This is a genomic window from Kribbella sp. NPDC026596, from assembly GCF_040638415.1.
In the GTDB taxonomy this organism is placed as follows: domain Bacteria; phylum Actinomycetota; class Actinomycetes; order Propionibacteriales; family Kribbellaceae; genus Kribbella.
Genome location: NZ_JBEZYF010000013.1, coordinates 37,397 through 54,206 on the forward strand (window position 1 = coordinate 37,397; position 16,810 = coordinate 54,206).

19 protein-coding genes are annotated in these 16,810 nt (G+C 69.2%); 18 read left to right on the forward strand and 1 reads right to left on the reverse strand.

All coding sequences use genetic code 11. From position 1 onward, the window contains the following. Nucleotides 1–2: 2 nt before the first annotated feature. From recG to AB0E63_RS13375, 14 genes are all read left to right on the forward strand, one after another. Nucleotides 3–2,249 carry an ATP-dependent DNA helicase RecG gene (gene recG, locus AB0E63_RS13310; RefSeq protein WP_360364991.1) on the forward strand — a complete coding sequence of 749 codons (2,247 nt, stop codon included), beginning with the start codon at nucleotides 3–5 and terminating at the stop codon, nucleotides 2,247–2,249. 115 nt (nucleotides 2,250–2,364) lie between these two features. Beyond that, the gene (gene rsmD, locus AB0E63_RS13315) at nucleotides 2,365–2,925 is read left to right on the forward strand and encodes a 16S rRNA (guanine(966)-N(2))-methyltransferase RsmD (RefSeq protein ID WP_360364993.1); all 561 of its coding nucleotides are present in this window, start codon (nucleotides 2,365–2,367) and stop codon (nucleotides 2,923–2,925) included. After that, on the forward strand, nucleotides 2,918–3,388 hold the full coding sequence (gene coaD / locus AB0E63_RS13320; protein WP_360364995.1) for a pantetheine-phosphate adenylyltransferase: 471 nt from the start codon (nucleotides 2,918–2,920) through the stop codon (nucleotides 3,386–3,388). Before rsmD ends, coaD begins: the two co-directional genes overlap by 8 nt. 131 nt (nucleotides 3,389–3,519) lie before the next feature. Continuing rightward, on the forward strand, nucleotides 3,520–4,041 hold the full coding sequence (locus tag AB0E63_RS13325) for a YceD family protein (RefSeq protein WP_360364997.1): 522 nt from the start codon (nucleotides 3,520–3,522) through the stop codon (nucleotides 4,039–4,041). A 67-nt stretch (nucleotides 4,042–4,108) separates the two neighbouring features. Next, on the forward strand, nucleotides 4,109–4,300 hold the full coding sequence (gene rpmF, locus AB0E63_RS13330) for a 50S ribosomal protein L32 (RefSeq protein ID WP_077012766.1): 192 nt from the start codon (nucleotides 4,109–4,111) through the stop codon (nucleotides 4,298–4,300). A gap of 13 nt (nucleotides 4,301–4,313) precedes the next feature. Next, nucleotides 4,314–5,045, forward strand: coding sequence for a ribonuclease III (rnc, locus tag AB0E63_RS13335; RefSeq protein ID WP_360364999.1), 732 nt, complete (start codon nucleotides 4,314–4,316; stop codon nucleotides 5,043–5,045). Between the two features lies 1 nt (nucleotide 5,046). Then, nucleotides 5,047–5,901 carry a bifunctional DNA-formamidopyrimidine glycosylase/DNA-(apurinic or apyrimidinic site) lyase gene (mutM, locus tag AB0E63_RS13340; RefSeq protein WP_360365001.1) on the forward strand — a complete coding sequence of 285 codons (855 nt, stop codon included), beginning with the start codon at nucleotides 5,047–5,049 and terminating at the stop codon, nucleotides 5,899–5,901. Nucleotides 5,902–6,090: 189 nt separating this feature from the next. Next, nucleotides 6,091–6,246, forward strand: coding sequence for a hypothetical protein (locus AB0E63_RS13345; protein WP_233712037.1), 156 nt, complete (start codon nucleotides 6,091–6,093; stop codon nucleotides 6,244–6,246). A 272-nt stretch (nucleotides 6,247–6,518) separates the two neighbouring features. Continuing rightward, the gene (gene smc / locus AB0E63_RS13350; RefSeq protein ID WP_360365245.1) at nucleotides 6,519–10,082 is read left to right on the forward strand and encodes a chromosome segregation protein SMC; all 3,564 of its coding nucleotides are present in this window, start codon (nucleotides 6,519–6,521) and stop codon (nucleotides 10,080–10,082) included. A 32-nt stretch (nucleotides 10,083–10,114) separates the two neighbouring features. Further along, nucleotides 10,115–10,390 (forward strand): type II toxin-antitoxin system Phd/YefM family antitoxin, encoded by a 276-nt coding sequence (locus AB0E63_RS13355; protein ID WP_360365004.1) that lies wholly within the window; start codon nucleotides 10,115–10,117, stop codon nucleotides 10,388–10,390. Further along, nucleotides 10,387–10,791 carry a type II toxin-antitoxin system VapC family toxin gene (locus AB0E63_RS13360; protein WP_360365006.1) on the forward strand — a complete coding sequence of 135 codons (405 nt, stop codon included), beginning with the start codon at nucleotides 10,387–10,389 and terminating at the stop codon, nucleotides 10,789–10,791. Before AB0E63_RS13355 ends, AB0E63_RS13360 begins: the two co-directional genes overlap by 4 nt. Nucleotides 10,792–10,840: 49 nt before the next feature. Beyond that, on the forward strand, nucleotides 10,841–11,407 hold the full coding sequence (locus tag AB0E63_RS13365) for a TetR family transcriptional regulator C-terminal domain-containing protein (RefSeq protein WP_360365008.1): 567 nt from the start codon (nucleotides 10,841–10,843) through the stop codon (nucleotides 11,405–11,407). A 71-nt stretch (nucleotides 11,408–11,478) separates the two neighbouring features. Next, entirely contained in the window at nucleotides 11,479–12,501 is a 1,023-nt protein-coding gene (locus AB0E63_RS13370; protein WP_360365010.1) for an alcohol dehydrogenase catalytic domain-containing protein, read from the forward strand. A gap of 2 nt (nucleotides 12,502–12,503) precedes the next feature. After that, nucleotides 12,504–13,454: a zinc-dependent alcohol dehydrogenase family protein gene (locus AB0E63_RS13375; RefSeq protein ID WP_360365012.1), complete on the forward strand. Its 951-nt coding sequence runs from the start codon at nucleotides 12,504–12,506 to the stop codon at nucleotides 13,452–13,454. On the opposite strand, the gene AB0E63_RS13380 is transcribed toward AB0E63_RS13375, so the two are convergent. Continuing rightward, nucleotides 13,444–13,767, reverse strand: coding sequence for a nuclear transport factor 2 family protein (locus tag AB0E63_RS13380; RefSeq protein WP_360365014.1), 324 nt, complete (start codon nucleotides 13,765–13,767; stop codon nucleotides 13,444–13,446). The genes AB0E63_RS13375 and AB0E63_RS13380 overlap by 11 nt on opposite strands. Nucleotides 13,768–13,851: 84 nt before the next feature. On the opposite strand from AB0E63_RS13380, the gene AB0E63_RS13385 reads away from it, so the two are divergent. The 4 genes from AB0E63_RS13385 (at nucleotide 13,852) to AB0E63_RS13400 (ending at nucleotide 16,789) form a co-directional block, all read left to right on the forward strand. Next, on the forward strand, nucleotides 13,852–14,376 hold the full coding sequence (locus tag AB0E63_RS13385; RefSeq protein WP_360365016.1) for a hypothetical protein: 525 nt from the start codon (nucleotides 13,852–13,854) through the stop codon (nucleotides 14,374–14,376). 61 nt (nucleotides 14,377–14,437) lie between these two features. Then, on the forward strand, nucleotides 14,438–14,968 hold the full coding sequence (locus AB0E63_RS13390; protein WP_360365018.1) for a sigma-70 family RNA polymerase sigma factor: 531 nt from the start codon (nucleotides 14,438–14,440) through the stop codon (nucleotides 14,966–14,968). Beyond that, nucleotides 14,965–15,663 (forward strand): zf-HC2 domain-containing protein, encoded by a 699-nt coding sequence (locus AB0E63_RS13395; RefSeq protein ID WP_360365020.1) that lies wholly within the window; start codon nucleotides 14,965–14,967, stop codon nucleotides 15,661–15,663. The genes AB0E63_RS13390 and AB0E63_RS13395 overlap by 4 nt, the downstream gene beginning before the upstream one ends. Nucleotides 15,664–15,697: 34 nt before the next feature. Continuing rightward, a complete protein-coding gene (locus AB0E63_RS13400; RefSeq protein WP_360365022.1) occupies nucleotides 15,698–16,789 on the forward strand; it encodes a beta-eliminating lyase-related protein in 1,092 nt (363 codons plus the stop codon). The last annotated feature ends 21 nt before the right edge of the window (nucleotides 16,790–16,810 follow it).

Sequence of the window (16,810 nt, forward strand, 5' to 3'; positions counted from 1 at the left end):
ATATGGACCGGAAGCTCCGCGACTTCCTCGGTGCCAAGACGGCCAAGACCTTCGCGGACGTGCTCGAGATCGAGACCGTCAGCGAGCTCTTGCGGCACTACCCGCGGCGGTACCTGAAGAAGGGTGAGCTGACCCCGTTCGACGAGCTCGAGGTCGGCGACCAGGCGACCGTGAACGGCCGGGTCAAGAAGGTCACCGTGCGGTCGCTGGACACCAAGGCCGAGATCCCGCTGACCGACGTACAGAAATGGGCTAGGCGCAAGACGCTGACCAAGGTCGTCGTGACCGACGGCCGGCGCGACCTGGAGCTGGCCTTCTTCAACCAGCCCTGGCTGGCGACCAAGCTGACGCCCGGGACCGCCGCCCTGTTCTGGGGTGAGGTGACGATGTTCCGCGACATCATGCAGCTGAAGAGCCCGGGCACCGAGATCCTCGACGAGGAGGACCTGTCCGAGGCCGAGATCGAGCGCCGGGCCCGTCCGTTCCGGCCGCTCTACCCGGCGACCGCGAAGTTGCCGACCGCAACGATCGAGCGCTCGGTGAAGATCGTCCTGGACAGCCTGGATGAGCGCCTCGACGACCCGATCCCGGAGCTGATCCTCCGCAACGAGAAGCTGCTCGGCCTGCGGGAAGCCCTGCAGAAGGTGCATCTGCCGGACACCGAGAAGGACATCCGGGACGCGCAGCAGCGGTTCAGGTTCGAGGAAGCGCTGGTGATGCAGACGATCCTGGCCCAGCGCCGGGCGGTCACCGACGCGCTCAACGCCGTACCGCGGCCGCGCACCGAAGGCGGCCTGCTGGACGAGTTCGACCAGCGGCTGCCATTCAAGCTGACTGAAGGTCAGGCGGAGGTCGGGGAGGAGATCTTCGCGGACCTCGCCCGCCCGCACCCTATGCACCGGCTGCTGCAGGGCGAGGTCGGCTCCGGCAAGACCGTGGTCGCGCTGCGAGCGATGCTGTCGGTGGTCGACAACGGCGGTCAGGCGGTTCTGCTCGCCCCGACCGAGGTGCTCGCCACCCAGCACCACAACACGCTGACCAAGATGCTCGGTGACCTGGCCGAGCAGGGCATGCTCGGCGGCGCGGAGCATGCCACCCGGGTCGGTCTGCTCACCGGTTCGCTGAACGCGGCATCCCGGCGTACGGCGATGCTCGACGCGGCCAGCGGTGCCGCGGGGATCGTGGTCGGGACCCACGCGCTGCTCGAGGACAAGGTCCAGTTCGCGGATCTCGGGCTCGTGGTGGTCGACGAGCAGCACCGGTTCGGCGTCGAGCAGCGGGCCGCGCTGAGCCAGAAGTCGGGGGAGAACACGCCTCACGTGCTGGTGATGACGGCGACGCCGATCCCGCGGACCGTGGCGATGACGGTGTTCGGCGATCTCGCGGTCTCGACACTGACCCAGTTGCCGGCCGGGCGGTCGCCGATCCAGTCGTCCGTGGTCCCGGCCAAGGAGAAGCCGGACTGGCTGCAGCGAGCCTGGACCCGCGTCCGCGAGGAGGTCGGCAAGGGCCATCAGGCGTACGTCGTGTGCCCGCGGATCGGTGACGACGTGAAGAATGCGGCCGACGAGGAAGGCGAGTTCGTCCTCGGCGAGGAGGACAAGCCGCCGGCCGGACCCGGGTCGACGAAGCCGGCCCGCCCGCCGATCTCGGTGATGCAGGTGTCGGAAGCGCTGGCCGAGATCCTGCACGACCTGCGCGTGGAGATCCTGCACGGCCGGCTGCCCGCCGACGAGAAGGACGCCGTGATGTCGCGTTTCGCCGCCGGCGAGATCGACGTGCTGATCGCCACCACGGTGATCGAGGTCGGTGTCGACGTACCGAACGCCTCGACGATGGTGATCATGGACGCGGACCGGTTCGGCATCTCGCAGCTGCACCAGCTGCGCGGCCGGGTCGGGCGTGGTCGCGTGCCGGGGCTCTGTTTGCTGGTCACGGACCTGTGGCCTGGTTCGAAGTCGTACGGGCGGTTGGACGCGGTGGCCTCGACCACGGATGGGTTCGAGCTGTCCCGGATCGACTTGGAGACGCGGCGCGAGGGCGACGTGCTCGGCGTGGCGCAGTCGGGCCGGCGGAGCAGCCTGAAGCTGCTCAGCGTGCTGCGGGACGAAGACGTCATCTTCGCGGCCCGGCACGTCGCCAACTCGATCGTCTCGGTCGATGCCGACCTCGCCGAGTACCCCGCGCTGCGATCGTTCGTGCGAAGCGCCCTGGAATCCGAGACCACCGAGTACTTGGAGAAGACGTGACTGTGTTGAATGCCGCGCCTCCGGCGCGGGGGTCACGGGGCGGGGCCTCCCGGTCTTCCCTCGTCGCTCCAGTCGCTTCGCTCCCTGCGCTCCTCAGTCCAGACCGGGAGGCCCCGTGACGCGGATCGTCGGGGGCGCGGCGGGTGGGCGGCGGATCGTCGTACCGGCGGGGAGTGGGACACGCCCGACCGCCGACCGGGTCCGGGAGGCGCTGTTCTCGTCGCTGGAGTCGGAGTTCGGCAGCTTCGACGGGCTCGCCGTCCTAGATCTGTACGCCGGATCCGGGGCGATCGGGCTCGAGGCACTGTCCCGGGGAGCCGCGCGCGCCGTGCTGGTGGAGTCCGACCGGAAAGCGGCCGAGGTGATCGCGGCCAACATCAAGGTCGTCGACCTGCCCGGCGCGACCGTGCTCACGCGCCCGGTGGAGAAGGTCGCGTCGGGGGACAGCCCGGCGCGGTTCGACCTGGTCTTCGCGGATCCGCCGTACAAGCTGGAGACGGCCGAGCTGCAGGACGTGCTGACCGACCTGGCCGCGAAGGGCTGGCTGGCCGACGACGCGGTGGTCGTGGTCGAGCGCGGCAAGCGGGAGCCGTGGGAGTGGCCGGACGGATTCGCCGCGCTACGGGATCGCAAGTACGGCGAGGCCCGCCTTTGGTACGGTCACCGCCATGGCTAAGGCGGTCTTCCCAGGGACCTTCGACCCGCCCACCAACGGGCATCTGGACATCATCGCCAGGGCGTCGGCCGCCTTCGGCGAGGTGATCGTCGCGGCCGGGGTGAACCAGTCGAAGAACCGGCTGTTCAGCCCCGAGGAGCGGATCGAGATGCTGACCGAGCTCGCCGCGCCCTTCGGCAACGTCCGGATCGGCACCTTCGAGGGTCTGCTGGTCGACTACTGCCGGGCCGAGGGCGCCGGGGTGATCGTGAAGGGCCTGCGGTCGGCCGCCGACTACGACTACGAGCTGCAGATGGCCCAGCTCAACCACGCGATGACCGGGGTGGACACGGTGTTCCTGCCGACCCGCGCGGAGAACGCTTTCATCTCCTCCAGCTGGGTCAAGGAGATCGCCCGCCTCGGCGGCGACGTATCCTCGTTCGTGACGCCAGCCGTTCACGCACGGTTACTCGCGAAACTCTAGGATTACCCCCGAATTGGGCGTGTGGCCGGGGAGTTGGTAATGTAGAGCACCGGTCTCGATGAGACCGAGATCTTGCCCTGCCCACGCCTGAAAGGGATGTCCTGAGCGTCTTGGACCCGCGGTCCCCACTCGTGATCGACACGCACGAGCTGTCGCGCCGCGCCGGGTCCCAGCGCGAAGTCACCTTCACGGCACCGGCGCCGGCAGATCTCGGAATCGACGTGATCGGTGTCCCCGAAGGCGATCCGATCCAGTTCGATCTACGGCTGGAATCGGTTGTCGAAGGGGTTCTCGTCACCGGGACGGCCCGCGGCCGACTGGTCGGGGAGTGCGCGCGGTGCCTGGTCGATATCGAGGACGAGTTTCTCGCTGACGTCCAGGAGCTGTACGTCTACCCGGAAAGCGAAGCCGGACCGGACGAGGCCAGCCGGATGGAGGGCGATCTGATCGACCTCGAGCCGGTGCTGAGGGACCAGGTGGTGCTCGCACTGCCGTTCCAGCCGTTGTGTACGGACGACTGTCCGGGCCTGTGCCCCGAGTGTGGGGTACGCCTGGCGGACGAACCCGGCCACAAGCACGAGGACGGAGTCGACCCGCGCTGGGCGGCCCTCGGCGGCCTGCTCCAGCAGGATGAACGACCGCAGGACAACTGAAGACCGAATACACGTCAGCTAGCCGGCCGGGTCAACCAGCCCCCGGCCGAACCGAGGAGTCATAACCGTGGCCGTTCCGAAGCGGAAGATGTCGCGCAGCAACACCCGCAGCCGCCGGGCCCAGTGGAAGACCACTGCCCCGTCGCTGGTGACCTGCGTGAACCCCGCCTGCCGCGCGAAGCACCTGCAGCACACCGTCTGCCCGACCTGCGGTCAGTACGGCGCCAAGGGCGAGCGTCGCCAGGTCGTCGAGAGCTAAACGGCACCAGGAAGTGAATTCGGTCAACGAAACGGGGCTCTACGCCGAGCTGAACCAGCGGCTCGGCGTATCGCTGGCTGACGCACTACTGGAGCACGCCTTCACCCACCGTTCGTTCGCGTACGAGAACGGTGGGCTGCCGACGAACGAGCGGCTGGAGTTCCTCGGGGACTCCGTGCTCGGCGTCATCGTCACGGAGTCGCTGTTCCGCAACCATCCGGACCTGTCCGAGGGCCGGCTGGCCAAGCTGCGCGCCGCCGTGGTCAACATGCGTGCCCTCGCCGGGGTCGCCCGCGACCTCAAGCTCGGCAAGTACCTGCGGCTGGGCCGGGGCGAGGAAGCGACCGGCGGCCGGGACAAGTCGTCGATCCTGGCCGACTGCGTCGAGGCACTGATCGGCGCCGTCTACCTGGACCGGGGCTTCGAGACCGCCGGGGGCGTCGTGCACACGCTGTTCGACGACCTGATGGAGTCGTCGGCCCGGCTCGGTGCAGGCCTGGACTGGAAGACCTCGCTGCAGGAGCTGGTCGCTCAGCTCGGCGTCGGCGTACCCGAGTATGTGATCGCGGAGTCCGGGCCGGACCACGCCAAGACGTTCGAGGCGCGGGTCCGGATCGGTTCCGACACGTACGGTCACGGCATCGGCCGGAGCAAGAAGGAAGCCGAGCAGCAAGCCGCCGAAACCGCCTGGAAAGCCCTGCGCGCCGCGCACCCGGACAGCACGGACCCCTCACAGCAGCCCTGAGGTGCCTGAGCTTCCCGAAGTAGAGGTCGTCCGCCGGGGTCTGGCGCAGTTCACCACCGGCCGGACCATCGACGCGGTCGAGGTCCTGCACCCCCGCCCGGTACGGCGCCACGCCGCCGGGCCGGACGACTTCGTGGCCCGGCTGAAGGGCCAGGTGTTCACCGAACCGGCTCGGCGCGGGAAGTACCTGTGGCTGCCGCTGGAGTCCGGGGACGCGGTGCTGACCCACCTCGGGATGAGCGGGCAGTTCCGGGTCCAGCCGATCGGCGCGCCGGACGAGCCGCACCTGCGGGTCCGGTTCCGGTTCGCCGACGACGGCGGAGAGGTCCGATTTGTGGACCAGCGGATGTTCGGTGGTCTGTCGTACTCCGAGGGTGGTGCCGAGCTGCCCGCGGAGATCGCTCACATCGCCCGCGACCCGTTCGATCCTCTGTTCGATCCGGAGGCCGTCGTGGCCGCGATCCGGCGCCGCAAGACCGGTCTGAAGCGGGCTCTGCTGGACCAGACCGCGATCAGCGGAGTGGGCAATATCTACGCTGACGAAGCGTTGTGGCGCGCCAAGCTGCACTACGCCCGGGCGACGGAAACGATGAAACCCTTACAGATAAGGGAGATCGTCCGGCACGCCCACGAGGTGATGGCCGCCGCGCTGGACGTCGGCGGGACCAGCTTCGATGCCCTGTATGTCAACGTCAACGGGGAATCCGGCTACTTCGAGCGTGGCCTGAACGTCTACGGGCAAGAGGGATCGCCGTGCCCGCGCGACGGCCGCCCGATTCGTCGGGAGCCGTTCATGAACCGTTCGTCGTACCGGTGCCCGAAATGTCAGCCGGTTCCGCGCCATGTCCGCTGGTGAGCGAGGTATCGTTAATAAACGTGGCCCAGGTTGACCGTCGGCCTCGCCGGTGTCACCCTGAAAGACGGCACACATTTTCAGCGCTCCGTTCGTGACCAGGACTCAGGGGCGCACCCGGCCAGAACCCTTCCGGAGGACAGCACAATGGCCAAGGCTCTTCTAGGGCACCTTGGAGGCACTGACCCGCGCATGCTCGAGCAGGTTCGTCTGCTCAACCGGCGTGTCGCCGATCTGGAGGCGCACGTGATGCGGCTTCAGGCAGAGAACGACCATCTCGTCGCACAGGTCCACGAGGGCAGACTGCTCACCGTCGACGAGGCACTGCGCGCCCCTGCTTCGGTCTGAGGACCCGAGCCGCGACAACAGAGTTCCATCTCTACCGTCCGCATCACCACGGCGGTGGCCCCCGTCCGGGCCTCCGCCGGTTGTATGTTCACCGAATGTTGTGCTCCCTGATCTTTGCCGGCCATTCTGATCGGTCGGCCTCCACGGGTTCGCCGCAATCTCTTTGTAGACTGCGAGGCGGAACTACTTCCCCCGGGTAGCGGCAGCGTCACGAGCAGTTACGACGGTTCCCCAGGTATCGTCTGTCCTTTCACGGGTTGGAGAGCATCGCTTTGTATCTGAAGAGCATGACGCTCCGAGGCTTCAAGTCCTTCGCGTCGGCCACGACGATGAACTTCGAACCGGGCATCACCTGCATCGTCGGCCCGAACGGCTCCGGCAAGTCGAACGTCGTCGACGCCCTCGCCTGGGTGATGGGCGAGCAGGGCGCCAAGTCGCTGCGGGGCGGCAAGATGGAGGACGTCATCTTCGCCGGCACCTCCGGCCGCGCCCCGCTGGGCCGCGCCGAGGTGGTGCTCACCATCGACAACGCCGACGGCGCTCTGCCGATCGAGTACGCCGAGGTGACGATCAGCCGGACGATGTTCCGCAACGGCGGGTCGGACTACCAGATCAACGGCCAGAGCTGCCGCCTGCTGGACGTCCAGGAACTGCTCAGCGACTCCGGTATCGGCCGCGAGATGCACGTCATCGTCGGCCAGGGCCAGCTCGACTCGATCCTGCGCGCCACGCCGGAAGGCCGGCGCGGGTTCGTCGAGGAGGCGGCCGGTGTCCTGAAGCACCGCAAGCGCAAGGAAAAGGCGATCCGGAAGCTGGAGGCCACCGAGGGCAACCTGCACCGGCTCGGTGACCTGATCACCGAGATCCGCCGCCAGTTGAAACCGCTCGGGCGCCAGGCGGAGGTGGCGCGGCGAGCGGTGACGATCCAGGCCGAGGTCCGGGACGGCCGGGCGCGGCTGCTGGCCGACGACATCGTCCAGGCGCAGTCGGCGCTCGAGGCGGAGCTGCGGGACGAGGCCGCGCTGACCCAGCGCCGGACCGAGACCGAGGCCAAGCTCCGCGAGGCCCGCGACCTGGAGGCCGAGCTCGAGGACGCGCTCCGCGAGGACGCGCCGGCCCTGCAGGCCGCCCAGGACACCTGGTACCAGCTGTCCGGCTTCGGCGAGAAGATCAAGGGCACGGCGCGGATCGCGGCGGATCGGATCCGGTCGCTGAACGACGAAGCCGACGACGGCCCGCGGTCCGGGCGCGACCCCGACGAGCTCGAGCTGGAGGCTGCCCGGGTTCGCGAGACCGAGGCGCAGATCGAGGCCGAGGTCGAGGCGCACTCCGAGCTGCTCGCGGAGGCCATCGAGCGCCGCCAGCAGCTGGAGTCGCAGGAGGCAGAGGAGGAGCGCCGGATCTCCGCGCTGATCCGGGCCGCCGCCGACCGCCGCGAGGGCCTGGCCCGGCTGACCGGCCAGGTGAACGCGCTGCAGAGCCGCGCGGCCGCCGCCGAATCCGAGATCGGCCGCCTCGCCAGCAACATGCACGAGGCCGAGGTCCGGGCCGGTAAGGCGCAGCACGACTTCACCGCGTTGGAGACCCAGGTCGCCGGGCTGGATGCCGGCGAGAAGGGCCTCGACGACCAGTACGAGGCCGCCCAGGCGGTTCTCGATGAGATGGACGAGCGCCTGGCGAAGCTGCGGGCCGAGGAGCGCGACGCCGAGCGCGAGCGCACCGGCCTGGCCGCGCGGAAGGAAGCCCTGGAGCTCGGCCTGAACCGCAAGGACGGCGCCGGCGCCCTACTGGCCGCCTCCGAGCAGGTGAACGGCCTGATGGGCTCGGTCGCTGCCCTGCTGAGCGTGCGGACCGGGTACGAGACCGCCATCGCGGCCGCGCTCGGTGAGGCCGCTGACGCGGTCGCGGTGACGCACACCGAGGCCGCACTGCAGGCCGTCGGGCACCTGAAGCAGCACGATCTCGGCCGGGCCGGGTTGCTGCTCGGTGACGCACCGGCCGACGACTACACGCTGTGGCCTCCGTTGCCGTACGGATCGTCGTACGCCGTCGATGTCGTGGAATGCCCGGAGAGCCTTCGGCCGGCGCTGCGACGGCTGCTCCGCAAGGTGGCCGTGGTGGACGACGTGCCGGCGGCGCGATCGCTCGTACGGAACCTGCCCGACGTCACCTGCGCCACCCGGGCAGGCGACGTACTCGGAGCGCACTTCGCGTACGGCGGTTCGGACGCGGCGCCGAGCCTGATCGAGGTGCAGTCCGCGGTCGACGAGGCGGCGGAGAAGCTGACCGAGGCGACGGCGCGCAGCGAGCGGCTGCGGTTCGAGCTGGCAGGGCTGGAGGACGAGCGGGCCCGGCAGAAGGAGTCCGTCGAGATCACGCTGGCCCGGCTGCACGAGTCGGACGCCGCGATGGCGGCCGTCGCCGAGCAGCTGGCGCACTTCGGGTCGCTGGCGAAGGCGTCCCGCGGCGAGGCGCAGCGGATGGCCGAGGCGATCGCCGCGGCCGAGGAGGAGCGCGACAAGAACCTCTCCGGTCTCGCTGAGCTCGAAGAGCGGCTGATGGACGCCGAGGCGTTCGACGACGATGGCGACGAGCCGGACACGTCGGAGCGCGACCGGCTCGCCGAGGCGGCCAAGGCGGGGCGCGCGACCGAGATGGAGTCGCGGCTCGCCCTGCGGACCACCGAGGAGCGGGCACGGGCGTTGTCCGGACGGGCCGACTCGCTCGAGCGCGCGGCGCGGCAGGAGCGCGAGGCCCGGGCGCGGGCGATCGCGCGGGCGGCACGTCGCGCCCGCCAGGCGGAGGCGGCCCAGGCCGTGCACCTGGCGGCTGGTCACGTGCTCGCCCGGCTGGAGTCCTCCCTGCAGCAGGCCGCGTCCGAGCGGGCGGCGATCCAGGCACAGCGGGCGGATCGCGAGCAGGCGCTGGCGCAGGCCAGGTCCGCAACGCGGAACCTGAGCTCCGACCTCGAGCAGCTGACCAACATCGTGCACCGCGACGCGCTGGCCCGGGCAGAGCAGAAGATGCGGCTCGAGCAGCTCTACGAGAAGGCGCTCGGCGAGATCGGGATCGAGGTCGACGCCCTGGTCGCGGAGTACGGCCCGGACCAGCTGGTGCCGCCGCTGCCGAAGGACGGCGACGACGGCACGCTGGAGCTCGAGGGCGAGCCGTTCAACCGGACCAAGGTCGAGAAGCGGCTCAAGCAGGCCGAGCGCGCACTCAACCAGCTCGGGCGGATCAACCCGCTCGCGCTGGAGGAGTTCGAGGCGATGGAGGAGCGGCACCGGTTCCTGTCCGAGCAGCTGGAGGACCTGCGCAAGTCCCGCCGCGACCTGATGGACATCGTCAAGGAGGTCGACGATCGGGTCGAGCAGGTCTTCACCGAGGCTTACCGCGACGTCGAGACCGCCTTTGAGCACGTCTTCAGCCGGCTGTTCCCCGGTGGTGAGGGCCGGCTGGTCCTGACCGATCCCGACGACATGCTCGCCACCGGCATCGACGTCGAGGCGCGCCCGCCCGGCAAGAAAGTCAAGCGCCTCTCGCTGCTCTCCGGCGGTGAGCGCTCCCTGGTCGCCGTCGCCTTCCTGGTGGCGCTCTTCAAGGCCCGCCCCTCGCCCTTCTACATCCTGGACGAGGTCGAGGCGGCCCTGGACGACACCAATCTCGGCCGCCTCCTGGAGATCTACGAAGAGCTCCGCGAGAACAGCCAGCTCCTGGTCATCACCCACCAGAAGCGCACCATGGAGGTCGCCGACGCCCTCTACGGCGTCACCATGCGCGGCGACGGCGTCTCCGCCGTAATCTCCCAACGAATCCGCGAACCCGAACCGGTGTAGCGAGCTGTGTCTCATCGCGCTACGCTGGTGGTATGAAGATCATCACCCAGCGTGAGTTCCGCAACCACTCCGCGGCGGTGATGGATGCTGTCGAGGCGGGAGAGACCTACCACATCACCCGCAACGGCGCGGAAGTCGCCGAGTTGCGGCCGCTCGCCACGCGGCGTCAGCCGACCACTGAGGATCTGGTCGCCCAGCATCGGCTGCTGCCTCGGATCGACGCCTCTGCGATGCGGAGGGAGGCCGACGAGTTCTTCGGGTCGGAGGACCGGATCGGCGACGATGATGACCCGTTCGAGCGCGCATGAGCGAGCGTTTGCCAGTGGGTGTCCTCGACACCTGCACCTATATCGATCTGCTGGTTCTGGACATCGCCGACCTCCCGCAGCGTTCCGAGCTGACGGCCATTTCGCTGGCAGAACTGCACCAGGGTGTCGGAATGGCGAAGGATCCGTTCATCCGGGCTGCTCGGGCTGAGGTACTGAGTTCAGCGGTGCGAGCGTTCGACCCCTTGCCCTTCGACGGGAACGCGGTGACTCGGTACGGGACCTTCGTGGCGCTGACGGTCGCGGCTGGACGAGATCCCCGGCCCCGGCGCATGGATCTGATGATCGCCGCGATTGCCTCCAGCCGGGATCTGCCGCTCTACACCCGCAACGCAGCGGACTTTCACGGGCTCGACGACCTGCTGACGGTACGGGCGGTCTGATCGCCGGGGCGGGCTTGCGCAATCTGAGACGACCGGTCATATTGGTGGCATGGCGCGGCGGAGTATGAAGGAAGAGATTCTGGGGGCTGGGGTGGACCTGTTCCTGGAGCGCGGGTTCAACGCGGCTGGGGTGAAGGACATCACGGACCGGGCCGGGGTTCCGAAGGGGTCGTTCTACAACCACTTCGAGAGCAAGGAGGCGCTGGCCGCGGTTGCTCTCGAGCGGTACGGCGACTCTCGCCGGCTGAGTGATCTCGCCAACCAGGAGATACCGCCGGTGGAGCGGATCCGGCGGCACTTCGAGTTCCTCCGTGACGAGCTGCCGGACTTCGCTCGCGGGTGCATGTTCGGCAACTTCAGCGCCGAGATCGTCGATCACAGTGAGCCGCTGCGGTTGCGGGTCAAGGGCAGCTTCGACCAGTGGTCGGAGATGCTCGCCGACGCGATCGCCGAGGGCCAGGAGGCGGGGGAGATCCGCGCCTCGCTCGATCCGCGGCCGACGGCCCACTACCTGACCAACGCCTGGGAGGGCACCCTGCTGCAGGCGCGCGCGGACAAGACCGGCGACGCCTTCGCCATCTTCTTCACCATCACCTTCGACGCCCTCCTGACCTGAGAAGCCGTCCCGACCCCGGGACGGCCTTCTTGTACCGAGAGCAAGATGACCGACCGTCTTAAGGAGTGTCCATGACCACCTACCGTGCGATCGAGGCCGTCGAGGACGGCATGTTCACGCTGGTCGAGCGCGAACTCACCGCCCCCGGTACCGGCCAGGTCCGGATCGCCGTCGAGGCCTGCGGCGTCTGCCACAGCGACGTCGTCGGCGTGCACAACCTCTTCGGCAACCACCCGGCCGGTACGGCGATCGTCCCCGGCCACGAGGTGGTCGGCCGGATCGACGCGATCGGCGACGGTGTGACCACCTGGACCGTCGGGCAGCGCGTCGGCGTCGGCTACTTGGCCGGCCCGTGCGGCGTCTGCGCGAACTGCCGCCGCGGCGACTTCGTCTACTGCTCGAACCAGCCCATTACCGGCGACACCATCGACGGTGGGTACGCCGAGTTCCTGACCACGCCCGCCAGTGGGCTGGTCGGCGTACCGGAGGAGTGGGACGCGGCTGAGGCGGCGCCGCTGTTGTGTGCGGGGATCACGGTGTTCAACGGCCTGCGCAAGGGTGCGGCGCGGCCCGGGGATCTCGTCGCCGTCCAGGGCATCGGCGGACTCGGGCACCTGGCGATCCAGTACGCCGCCAAGCTCGGGCTGCGAGTGGTCGCGATCGCGCGCGGCGAGGAGAAGCGCGAGCTCGCGCTGAAGCTTGGCGCGAGCGAGTACATCGACAGTGCGGCGGTGGATCCGGCCAAGGCGCTGCAGGAGCTCGGTGGCGCCCGGGTGATTGTGGCGACTGCGGCCAGCGGTGCCTCGATGACGCCGCTGGTCGACGGTCTGGGCCTGCGCGGCAAGCTGATCGTCGTCGGTGCGGCGACCGACCCGATCGAGGTGACGACCGGGTCGCTGATCTTCGGCGGCCGTTCGATCGAAGGCTCGCTCACCGGCACCCCGAGCGAGAACGAGGAGAACCTCGCCTTCGCGCTGAGCAACGACGTCCGCCCGATGGTCGAGCGCGTCCCGCTCGACCAGGCGCCCGAGGCGTTTGCGCGGATGCTGTCCGGCGCGGCCCGGTTCCGCATGGTCCTGACGACGGGAGCCTGATCATGCAGCTGATCCTGAAAGCCCTGGGCGACGTGCTGGAGAACGCCGTCCTCGACCACGATCCCGACCTGACCGTCGGCCCGGACGAGGTGCTCGTCAGGATCGAGGCGGCGACGATCAACCCGGTCGACAGCATGCTTGCCTCAGGCAACTACGGCTACCGGATCGAGGTCCCGTTCGCCCTCGGCTCGGAGGGCGTCGGCCGAGTGGTCGAGGGCAGTGCCGAACTGTTGGGCCGGCGCGTGCTCATCCTGCCGAACTACGAGCAGGGGACCTGGGCGGAACAGGTCGTCGTCAAGGCGGCCAACGTGATTCCGATCCCGGACGAGGGCGACCCGCTGCAGCTCGCGATGCTCGGCATCAACCCGCTGACCGCCCACCTCGCGCTCACCAAGTACGTCGACCTGAAGCCAGGGGACTGGATCGGGCAAAACCTGGGGAACTCCGCCGTCGGGCAGTACGCGGCGGCCCTCGCGAAGCACGCTGGTCTCAAGGTGCTGAGCGTCGTACGACGGCCGGTCGCGCTGGACGCCGACGCGGTTGTCGTCGACGGCGGCGATCTGGCCGAGCGGATCGAGGCCGAGCTGGGGGACAACCGGCTGAAGCTGGTGCTCGACGGCACCGGCGACGCGACGGTCGGGGCACTGGCGCAGGCGACCGAGTTCGAGGGCACGGTAGTGAGCTACTCGTCGGTGACCGGGGAGCCGCCGGCGATCGGGCTCGGGGACCACATCTACCGGCAGTTGCGGCTGACTGGCCTGTGGATCGTCAACTGGCTGACTACTGCGCCCCGGGCGGAGCTCGAGCGGACGTACGGCGATCTGGCCCGGCTGGTGGTGGACGGCGTACTCCGGGTGCGCGTCGAGGCGACGTACTCGCTGGGGGAGTACGCGCAGGCGCTCGAGCACGCCCGGCGGCCGGGGCGGGACGGGAAGGTTTTGTTCAGGCCGTGATCGTCATTGAGGCGAGCTGGTCGTCCTGGACGTCGAAGGTGAAGTGGGACGGGCCGTTGAAGCCGTCGCCGCCGACCTGGGTGACGATCGTGAGCGGGTTGCCGGGCGTGGACACCTCGGTGCCGGTGAAGGTGGCCCGCTTGCCGATCAGCTCGTTCTCGCTCCAGGAGCGGATCCGGTCCGGCCCGCGGAACTGGCGGCCCCAGTCGTCGACGTAACCGTCCGGGGCGAACGCCGCCACGAACGCGTCGTTGTCCTGCTCGTCGATCGCGGTGAGCGCGCGCTGGACCGCGGCCGGGATCTCTTGGCTCATGGAAGTGACGATAACCCTCCCGGTTGAACCGGTCGCGCGATCCGCACGTATGGCGGGTGAGGTCGGTCAACCGAGGAGGATCTGATGAAGCGACCGGGCAGTGTGATCGGTGTGATGGCGCTCGGCCTGGCCGGGCTGACCGCGTGTGGTGGCGGCGACGACTCGAGCTCCGGGTCCGGATCCAGCGCGAGTGCGTCACAGTCCGCTCCTCAGACCGGGTCGGCGGCGAAGCTGGCCACCGCGGACGTCAGCGGCCTCGGCAAGGTCGTTGTCGATGGCAACGGGCGGACCGTGTACATCTTCGACAAGGACACCTCTGGCAAGTCGAACTGCCAGGGCGACTGCCTGGCCAAGTGGCCGGTGGTGGCGGCCGGCGACGGGACTCCGCAGCTGGATGGGATCGACACCTCCCTGGTCAGCACGATCACCCGGTCCGACGGAAGCAAGCAGCTGGCGATCGGCGGACTGCCGCTCTACCTGTTCGCGAGTGACGCCCAGGCCGGTGACGCCAAAGGCCAGGCAGTCGGCGGCGTCTGGTGGGTCGTCGGCGCGGATGGCAAGAAGATCACCACGCAGCCGTCCGGCTCCGGTAATGGCAACGGCTACTGAAACTCTGCCGCGGTGGGTCCCGGCCATTGCCAAAGGCGGGGAATCCCCTATCGTACGGACGGTGGGTGACTACCCAGGGCCGGACGCCGCCGAGACGTTGATCCGCACCCTGTACGCCGAGCACGGGCGCAGCCTGCTGGCCTACGCGACCCGGCTCACCGGCGACCGGGCCGCGGCGGAGGACGTCGTGCAGGAGACGCTGGTGCGGGCGTGGAAGCACGCCGACGACCTGGCCGAGGGCAAGGGGTCCATCCGGGGCTGGTTGCTGACGGTGGCGCGCAACATCGTCACCGACCGGGCCAGAGCGCGGGCGGTGCGGCCGGCCGAGGTCGCCGACGTGGTGGACAAACCGCCGGTGGAGAGTGATCACTCCGAGGCAGTGGTGAACACCATGGTCGTGCTGGACGCCTTGGACAAGGTGTCACCGGAGCATCGCGAGGTGCTGGTGCAGTTGTACTACCGCGGCCGGTCGGTGGCCGAAGCCGCGAAGGAACTGGGTGTCCCACCCGGTACCGTGAAATCGAGATCGTATTACGCCCTCCGAGCCCTGCGCGCGGTGATGGCAGGAACAGAAGCGGAGGTGGCCCAATGAGTGAGCATGACCGTACGCAGCTGGGCGCCTACGCCCTGGGTGCGCTCGAGCCCGACGAGGTCCACGAGGTCGACGAGCACCTGGCCACCTGTGCCGAGTGCCGGACCGAACTGGCCGAGTTGCAGGAGATGAACGACTTCCTCGGCGAGGTGCCACCGGAGGCTTTCCTGGACGGCCCACCCGAGGGCGGCGACCTGTTGCTGCAGCGCACGCTGCGGGAGGTGCGGGCGCTGGCTCCCGAGCCAGTTCCGGCTGCGGCCCCCGTGAAGGTGAAGCGGCGGTCCCGCTGGCTGCTGGTCGCAGCCGCGTTCGTGTTGGTCGCCGGGGCGCTCGTTGGAGGGGTAGCCCTCGGCCGGCAGACCGCACCGCAGGCCGACGAGCCCGTGGCCGGTTACAAGGAAGTCACCGCGACCGACGCCACCACCGGCACGAAGATGGCGACCACAGTCGAGCCGCGGGCCGGTTGGAGCTGGGTCCGGGTGAACATCACGGGTCTGAAGGCCGGAGCGCAGTGCCAGATGTTCGTCACCGACACGTCCGGCAAGACCTGGGTCGCCGGCAGCTGGGTGGTCTCCCCGAAGGCAGCCCGTGAAGGCAGCGCCTTCGGCGGTGGAGTCCTGGTGCCGCTCGACCAGGTCCGTTCAGTGGAGATCAAGACTCTTCAGGGAGAACACGTGGTGACCGCCACCATCTGAACAACCCGGTTGCAGCGCACGAGAGGATGGAAGCGTGCCTACTACCGCTGACGACCTAAGGGCCCGCCGGAAGGCCGCGGCTGACAACTGCGAGCGCTGGCTCTCGCACCGACGGGTCTCCGTGCCGGACCGGCTGCGTCGGCTCGCGGAGGTCGCCACCGATGACCAGGGTGACAGCTATGGCAACGGTGGCGAGGTCGCGGCGCTGGAGCAGGAGGTGGCCGAGCTGCTGGGCAAGCCGGCGGCAGTGTTCCTGCCGACCGGCATCATGGCCCAGCAGAGCGTCCTGCGCGTGTACGCCGATCGTGCGGGGACCAGCCGGGTAGCGGTGCACGGGCTCTCACACCTGCTGGTGCACGAGCTGAACGCACTCGAGGAGGTGCACCACCTCCGCATCGAGCGGCTGACCTCCGATCCGCGTCAGCCCCGGCCGGACGAGCTGGCCGCCATTCCCGGGAAGCTGGCCGCGGTGACGCTGGAGTTGCCGCTGCGCGATGCCGGGTTCGTCCTGCCGTCATGGGATGAGCTGGTGGTGTTCGCCGAGTCCTGTGCGGAGCGCGGCGTACCACTGCATCTGGATGGCGCTCGCCTGTGGGAGAGCGCGCCGTACCTGGAGCACAGCCTGGCGGAGATCGCCGCGCTCGCGTCGTCGGTGTACGTGTCCTTCTACAAGGTGCTGGGTGGCGTGAGTGGTGCGGCACTGGCCGGGCCGGATGACGTCATCGCCGAGGTACGGCGCTGGCAGCGGCGACTGGGTGGCAACCTGTACTCGCTCTTCCCGTACGCCGTGTCCGCGCGCGACGGACTGCGGACAGTGCTGCCGGCGATGGACGACCTCTACCAGCGGGCCGTCGAGCTCGCGATGGCCTTGCAGAGCGAGGGATTCCGGGTCTTCCCGGAACCGCCGCACACCAACTCGTTCCGGCTCTACGCGCCTCGCGCGGCCGAGGCGATCGAGCTGTCCGCGGTCGAGCGGATGGAGACGACGCGCGAGTCGATCTGCGGTCCCTGGCAGCCGGCCGACGTACCGGGCTGGTCGTGGGTGGAGCTGGTGACGACGCCGAGCTCGCTGGATTGGCAGGTCGACGAGATCGCGAAGGCGTTCGGGGAACTTTTGGTGCACTGAGCACGTCATGCTCAGTGTTGG